Origin of the sequence: Saccharomonospora iraqiensis subsp. paurometabolica YIM 90007, assembly GCF_000231035.2 — a bacterium.
GTDB classification, from domain to species: domain Bacteria; phylum Actinomycetota; class Actinomycetes; order Mycobacteriales; family Pseudonocardiaceae; genus Saccharomonospora; species Saccharomonospora paurometabolica.
Genome location: NZ_KI912259.1, coordinates 5,386 through 7,072 on the forward strand (window position 1 = coordinate 5,386; position 1,687 = coordinate 7,072).

Genomic DNA, 1,687 nt, shown 5'->3' on the forward strand with positions numbered 1-1,687 from the left:
GGCGCCGACGACCCGGCCACGCCCCCCGACGAGCACGGCAGGCCGCTCGCCGCGGCGATCCCGGGCGCGCGGTTCGAGTTGGTGGAGGGCGCGGCGCACCTCGGCACGGTCGAACGGCCCGAGCTGTTCACCCACCTGATTTCGGACCACCTGCGCCGCACCACCGACGCGAGCGAGGAGTGACACGCCCGATGACCGACGGAACCACACCCGACCCGACCCCGGCGCCGGAGGCGGCGGGCGAGCGGTACCAGGCGGGGATGCGGGTGCGCCGCGAGGTGCTCGGCGACGACCACGTCGACCGCGCCGTCGCGGGCACCACGGAGTTCACCCGCCCGTTCCAGGAGTACATCACGCACGCCGCCTGGGGCTCGGTGTGGACCCGGGAGGGGCTGGACCGCCGCACGCGCAGCTGCCTCACCCTGGCCGTGCTCACGGCGTTGCGCAGTCACGGGGAGATCGCCATGCACGTCCGCGCGGCGATCGGCAACGGGCTCACCCCCGCCGAGATCTCCGAGATCCTGCTGCACACCGGGGTCTACGCCGGCGTTCCGGCGGCCAACGAGGCGTTCGCCATCGCGCAGCGCACACTCTCCGAGATGGGGGAGATCTGAACCGATAGGTTGGACTGCCATGGACGAAGGCAGCGCACGGGGCACCCACCACGTGCAGTCACTGGAGCGTGGTCTGGCGGTCATCAAGGCGTTCCACGCCGGGTCGCCGGAGCTCACGCTCAGCGACGTCGCCAAGGCGACCGGGTTGACCCGTGCGGCCGCGCGCCGGTTCCTGCTCACGCTGGCCGACCTCGGGTACGTGCGCACCGACGGCAAGTACTTCGCGCTGACCGCGCGGGTGCTGGAGCTCGGGTACGCCTTCCTGTCCAGCATGTCGCTGCCGCAGGTGGTGCAGCCGCACCTGGAGAAGCTCTCGGCCGAGGTGCACGAGTCGAGCTCGGTCTCGGTCCTGGACGGCACCGACATCGTCTACGTCGCCCGCGTCGCGGTGTCGCGGATCATGGCGGTCAGCATCAACGTGGGCACCCGGTTCCCCGCACACGCGACGTCGATGGGGCACGTACTGCTCGCGGGGCTGTCCGCGCACGACCTGGCGGAGTACCTGCGGCAGGCAAGGTTCGACGCGCTGACCCCCCGCACGATCACCTCGGCCGACGCGCTGCGGGACGAACTGGAACGGGTCCGCACCCAGGGGTGGGCCCTGGTGGACCAGGAGCTGGAGGAGGGGCTGCGGTCGGTGGCCGCCCCGGTGCACGACCGCGAGGGCGCCGTGGTGGCGGCGGTGAACCTGTCCACCCACGCCAGTCGCACCACGGCCGAGTCGGTGCGCCGGGAGCTGCTGCCCCCGCTGCGGGCCACGGCCGAGGCGATCGAGGGCGACCTGGCGATGACGCCGTCGATCCGGGTGTCCTGAGCCGGTCCGTCGGATGAGCACCGCGGGACTGCTGCTGGCTGCCGGGGCGGGACGCCGGTTCGGCGGTCCGAAGGCGCTCGCGGAGGTGCGCGGCGAGCCGCTCGTCACCCACGCCGTGCGGGCGCTGGCCGACGGGGGCTGCACCCCCGTGGTGGTCGTGCTCGGGGCGGACCGGGAGCGGGTGCGCGGGGTGCTGGCGCGCTCGCGGGGCACCGGGTCGGTTCGGGTGCTCCCGGTCGCGGCCCCGGACTGGTCCGAG

Annotated in this window: 4 protein-coding genes; all 4 read left to right on the forward strand. The window is 73.7% G+C overall.

Features of this window, described 5'->3' with window-relative positions; translation table 11 throughout:
- Nucleotides 1-183, forward strand: a 183-nt coding sequence (locus tag SACPADRAFT_RS0220860) for an alpha/beta fold hydrolase (protein WP_007027526.1), incomplete at its 5' end; no start/stop codon positions are given.
- A gap of 8 nt (nt 184-191) precedes the next feature.
- The gene (pcaC, locus tag SACPADRAFT_RS0220865) at nt 192-614 is read left to right on the forward strand and encodes a 4-carboxymuconolactone decarboxylase (protein WP_007027527.1); all 423 of its coding nucleotides are present in this window, start codon (nt 192-194) and stop codon (nt 612-614) included.
- Between the two features lie 19 nt (nt 615-633).
- Nucleotides 634-1,428: an IclR family transcriptional regulator domain-containing protein gene (locus SACPADRAFT_RS0220870; RefSeq protein WP_007027528.1), complete on the forward strand. Its 795-nt coding sequence runs from the start codon at nt 634-636 to the stop codon at nt 1,426-1,428.
- Between the two features lie 13 nt (nt 1,429-1,441).
- Nucleotides 1,442-1,687, forward strand: a 246-nt coding sequence (locus SACPADRAFT_RS33375) for an NTP transferase domain-containing protein (protein WP_007027529.1), incomplete at its 3' end; no start/stop codon positions are given.

Coding starts and splice junctions, on each gene's coding strand:
- pcaC (WP_007027527.1), top strand. CDS start 192: ATGACCGACGGAACCACACCCGACCCGACCCCGGCGCCGGAGGCGGCG.
- SACPADRAFT_RS0220870 (WP_007027528.1), top strand. CDS start 634: ATGGACGAAGGCAGCGCACGGGGCACCCACCACGTGCAGTCACTGGAG.